This window comes from Bifidobacterium primatium (assembly GCF_002802875.1).
In the GTDB taxonomy this organism is placed as follows: Bacteria; Actinomycetota; Actinomycetes; order Actinomycetales; family Bifidobacteriaceae; genus Galliscardovia; species Galliscardovia primatium.
Genome location: NZ_PEBI01000007.1, coordinates 1 through 5,438, shown reverse-complemented (window position 1 = coordinate 5,438; position 5,438 = coordinate 1). Strand labels below are relative to the sequence as shown.

Annotated in this window: 3 rRNA genes; all 3 read left to right on the top strand. The window is 59.5% G+C overall.

Features of this window, described 5'->3' with window-relative positions:
* The first annotated feature begins 131 nt into the window (after positions 1-131).
* The 3 genes from CS006_RS10575 to rrf all read left to right on the top strand — a co-directional run bounded on the left by CS006_RS10575 (position 132) and on the right by rrf (position 5,438).
* Positions 132-1,660, top strand: a 16S ribosomal RNA gene (locus CS006_RS10575).
* 428 nt (positions 1,661-2,088) lie between these two features.
* A 23S ribosomal RNA gene (locus tag CS006_RS10570) occupies positions 2,089-5,147 on the top strand.
* A gap of 174 nt (positions 5,148-5,321) precedes the next feature.
* A 5S ribosomal RNA gene (rrf, locus tag CS006_RS10565) occupies positions 5,322-5,438 on the top strand.
* Together the 16S, 23S and 5S rRNA genes form the textbook arrangement of a ribosomal RNA operon.

Sequence of the window (5,438 nt, the reverse complement as noted above, 5' to 3'; positions counted from 1 at the left end):
TTTTTCCGGTTGGTTGGGTTGTCGTTTTGAAGGATTGTGCGTTTCCGGTTGGTCTTCGGGCCGGCTGGTTGTGCCGTCTTTTTCTTTTTCTTTTTTTTTCGAGTCGAATGTTCGGCTCTTCACAGAGTTTTTTTGTGGAGGGTTTGATTCTGGCTCAGGACGAACGCTGGCGGCGTGCTTAACACATGCAAGTCGAACGGGATCCATCAGGCTTTGCCTGGTGGTGAGAGTGGCGAACGGGTGAGTAATGCGTGACCGACCTGCCCCGTACTTCGGAATAGCTCCTGGAAACGGGTGGTAATGCCGGATGCTCCAACATGCTGCATGGTGTGTTGGGAAAGGGTTTTGTACCGGTATGGGATGGGGTCGCGTCCTATCAGCTTGTTGGTGAGGTGACGGCTCACCAAGGCTTCGACGGGTAGCCGGCCTGAGAGGGCGACCGGCCACATTGGGACTGAGATACGGCCCAGACTCCTACGGGAGGCAGCAGTGGGGAATATTGCACAATGGGCGCAAGCCTGATGCAGCGACGCCGCGTGCGGGATGACGGCCTTCGGGTTGTAAACCGCTTTTGATTGGGAGCAAGCGGAAGTGAGTGTACCTTTCGAATAAGCGCCGGCTAACTACGTGCCAGCAGCCGCGGTAATACGTAGGGCGCAAGCGTTGTCCGGAATTATTGGGCGTAAAGGGCTCGTAGGCGGCCCGTCGCGTCCGGTGTGAAAGCCCGTCGCTTAACGTCGGGTCTGCGCCGGGTACGGGCGGGCTGGAGTGCGGTAGGGGAGACTGGAATTCCCGGTGTAACGGTGGAATGTGTAGATATCGGGAAGAACACCAATGGCGAAGGCAGGTCTCTGGGCCGTTACTGACGCTGAGGAGCGAAAGCGTGGGGAGCGAACAGGATTAGATACCCTGGTAGTCCACGCCGTAAACGGTGGACGCTGGATGTGGGGCCCTTTCCACGGGTTCCGTGTCGGAGCTAACGCGTTAAGCGTCCCGCCTGGGGAGTACGGCCGCAAGGCTAAAACTCAAAGAAATTGACGGGGGCCCGCACAAGCGGCGGAGCATGCGGATTAATTCGATGCAACGCGAAGAACCTTACCTGGGCTTGACATGTTCCCGACGACCGCAGAGATGTGGTTTCCCTTCGGGGCGGGTTCACAGGTGGTGCATGGTCGTCGTCAGCTCGTGTCGTGAGATGTTGGGTTAAGTCCCGCAACGAGCGCAACCCTTGCCCTGTGTTGCCAGCGCGTCATGGCGGGGACTCACGGGGGACCGCCGGGGTTAACTCGGAGGAAGGTGGGGATGACGTCAGATCATCATGCCCCTTACGTCCAGGGCTTCACGCATGCTACAATGGCCGGTACAGCGGGATGCGATGGCGCGAGCCGGAGCGGATCCCTGAAAACCGGTCTCAGTTCGGATCGGAGCCTGCAACTCGGCTCCGTGAAGGTGGAGTCGCTAGTAATCGCGGATCAGCAACGCCGCGGTGAATGCGTTCCCGGGCCTTGTACACACCGCCCGTCAAGTCATGAAAGTGGGCAGCACCCGAAGCCGGTGGCCTAACCCGCAAGGGATGGAGCCGTCTAAGGTGAGGCTCGTGATTGGGACTAAGTCGTAACAAGGTAGCCGTACCGGAAGGTGCGGCTGGATCACCTCCTTTCTACGGAGATTTCTTGGAATCCACCGCCTGTCTCATGGGTGGTGGTCGCGCCCCGGCCGGGGGATGTCCCCCTGGCGCGTGGGTTTCTGGTGTGGAGCGGTCAAGGACGTTTTTTGTTCGGTGGTATGGGATGCGCTTTTGGGCTCCCGGACCGTCACCCTTTCGCGGGTTGGTTCCGGTGTCCCCCCGGTGTGGGTGCGTCGGCCTTGGGTCGTGCGTGGTCGTGCCGGTGCGGGGTGGTGGTTTGAGAACTGGATAGTGGACGCGGGCGCGTGGCGCCCTGTTGGGTGTCGCGCGTCGTATGTGATTATTTCGTCGGACTCCATTTTGTTGGAGTCTGGTCGATCGTTTTGTGATCGTTAGTGTGATGATGTGTTGTCGAGTGTTCGCGGATCCTTGCGGCGCCGTTCCCCGTTTCGTGCGGGGTGTGTGTTGCTTGCAAGGGCGTATGGTGGATGCCTTGGCGCACTGGACCGATGAAGGACGTGTGGGGCCGCGATAGGCCTCGGGGAGCCGCCGACAGGGCTTTGATCCGAGGATTTCCGAATGGGGAAACCCGCCAGCCGTCATGGGCTGGCACCGCATTCGTGCGGGGGGTACGCGGGGAAGTGAAACATCTCAGTACCTGCAGGAAAGGATATTCCGTGAGTAGTGGCGAGCGAAAGCGGATGATGGCTAAACCGGTGTCGTGTGATACCCGTCGGGGGTTGCGGCGCCGGTGTCGTGGGAGGATGCGTGTCGGGTCCGACGGCCCGGCCGGCAGTGACAAAGCGTTGTGCTAGACGAACGGGATTGAATTCCCGGCCGAAGAGGGTGATGGCCCCGTAGTCGGTCGTGCAGCGCCTGCCGGTTGTCCATCCCGAGTAGCACGGGACTCGTGGAATCCCGTGTGAATCCGCCCTGACCGTGGGGTAAGCCTGAATATTCCAGTGCGACCGATAGTGGACGAGTACCGTGAGGGAAAGGTGAAAAGTACCCCGGGAGGGGAGTGAAATAGTATCTGAAACCGTGCGCTTACAAACCGTCGGAGCCTTTCGGGGTGACGGCGTGCCTATCGAAAAATGAGTCTGCGAGTCAGTGATGCGTGGCGAGCATAAGCCGTGTGGTGTATGCGTAGCGAAGGCGAGTCCTAACAGGGCGTTTGAGTCGCGTGTCCTGGACCCGAAGCGGGATGATCTAGCCCTGAGCAGGTTGAAGCGCGGGTAAGACCGCGTGGAGGACCGAACCCACCTAGGTTGAAAACTGGGGGGATGACTTGGGGTTAGGGGTGAAAGGCCAATCAAATTCCGTGATAGCTGGTTCTCTCCGAAATGCATTTAGGTGCAGCGTCAGGTTATTGCTTCCAGGGGGTAGAGCTACTGGATGCTTGAGGGCCCGTACTGGGTACCGACAGCAGCCAAACTCCGAATACCTGTGAAGTGTATCCTGGCAGTGACCCGGCGGGGGATAAGCTTCGTCGTGGAGAGGGAGACAGCCCAGATCGTCGTCTAAGGTCCCCAAGCGCGTGCTAAGTGGGAAAGGATGTGGAGTCGCATAGACAGCCAGGAGGTTGGCTCAGAAGCAGCCATCCTTGAAAGAGTGCGTAACAGCTCACTGGTCTAGTGGTTCCGCGCCGACAATGTAGCGGGGCTCAAGCACGCCACCGAAGACGCGGCAGTACTTTGTACTGGGTAGGAGAGCGTCCCATACCGGGGTGAAGCCGTGGCGCAAGCCGATGGTGGACTGTATGGGAGTGAGAATGCAGACATGAGTAGCGAGATGGGGGTGACAATCCCCCACGCTGGATGACCAAGGGTTCCAGGGCCACGTTCGTCGTCCCTGGGTGAGTCGGGTCCTAAGGCGAGGCCGACAGGCGTAGTCGAATGGATGAACGGGTTGATATTCCCGTACCGGCTCTGGTCCGTCAGGTCCGAGGCGATGAGTACTAACCTCCGTTCCGCGTGGATGTTCCCTTCGGGGTTCGGACGCGTGGTTCGTTGGGAGCGTAGTCGTAGTAGGATAGCGCGGGAGTGACGCAGGACGGTAGCCGGCCGCGGAGGTGGTTTTCCGTGGTCAAGCACGCAGGGCGCCATGCAGGCAAATCCGCATGGCACGGGCCCGAGGTGTGATGATGGGGGGCTTCTTGCCCCGATATCCGGTGATCCGATGCTGCCGAGAAAAGCTTCGGCGTCAGGGCCTTTGCCGCCCGTACCCCAAACCGACACTGGTGGTCAGGTAGAGAATACCAAAGCGATCGAGTGAATCCTGGTCAAGGAACTCGGCAAATTACTCCCGTGCCTTCGGTATAAGGGAGACCCCCGATGGTGAACCGGCTTGCCCGGGGAGCTTTTGGGGGTGGCACAGGCCAGGGGGTAGCGACTGTTTACCAAAAACACAGGAGCGTGCGAAGGCGCAAGCCGCTGTATACGCTCTGACGCCTGCCCGGTGCCGGAAGGTTAAGAGGATCCGTCAGCCTTTGGGCGAAGCGGTGAATTCAAGCCCCGGTAAACGGCGGTGGTAACTATAACCATCCTAAGGTAGCGAAATTCCTTGTCGGGTAAGTTCCGACCTGCACGAATGGCGTAACGACTTCCCCACTGTCTCGACCAGGAGCTCGGCGAAATTGCAGTACGAGTAAAGATGCTCGTTAAGCGCAGAAGGACGAAAAGACCCCGGGACCTTTACTATACCTTGGTATTGTCGTTAGGTGTGGACTGTGTAGCATAGGCGGGAGGCTTCGAAGCATGGGCGCCAGCCCGTGTGGAGCCGTCGTTGAAATACCGCTCTGTCTTCATCTGGCGTCTAACCTCGACCAGTCATCCTGGTCAGGGACAGTGCCTGGCGGGTAGTTTAACTGGGGCGGTTGCCTCCCAAAGAGTAACGGAGGCGCTCAAAGGTCCGCTCAGCCCGGTTGGCAATCGGGTGTCGAGTGCAATCGCACAAGCGGGCTTGACTGCGAGACCGACGGGTCGAGCAGGGACGAAAGTCGGAGATAGTGATCCGGTGCCGGCGCACGGGCGCGGCATCGCTCAACGGATAAAAGGTACCCCGGGGATAACAGGCTGATCATTCCCAAGAGTCCATATCGACGGGATGGTTTGGCACCTCGATGTCGGCTCGTCGCATCCTGGGGCTGGAGCAGGTCCCAAGGGTTCGGCTGTTCGCCGATTAAAGCGGCACGCGAGCTGGGTTCAGAACGTCGTGAGACAGTTTGGTCTCTATCCTCTGCGCTCGTTGGAACACTGAGGAGCCCTGCCCATAGTACGAGAGGACCTGGGTGGACGAACCTCTGGTATGCCAGTTATCCTGCCAAGGGTACGGCTGGTTGGCTACGTTCGGATGGGATAACCGCTGAAAGCATCTAAGCGGGAAGCCCTCTCCAAGATGAGTGTTCCGTACAGGCTTGACCTGTTGAAGGCCCCATGCTGAACACGTGGTTGATAGGCCGGAGGTGGAAGCCCCGCGAGGGGTGGAGCCGACCGGTACTAACGGCCGAAAGGCAATCATCAGACCCATTTCATGGGTCGGCGGACCGCTGGGTCCGCGACACGCTCCGACTGCACTAGCATCGACGACCCGATGGTCGACCACGACGGATGAGTCACGACACCGCGTCCATTAGCCGGTTCCCAAACCGCCACATATACGCATAAACACGGCGCACGCGCCGTCAACGAGATTTTGCGGTGGCCATGGCCCGGGTGAAACGCCCAGCCCCATTCCGAACCTGGAAGCTAAGGCCCGGCACGGCGATGGTACTGCACCCGACAGGGTGTGGGAGAGTAGCACGCCGCCGCAA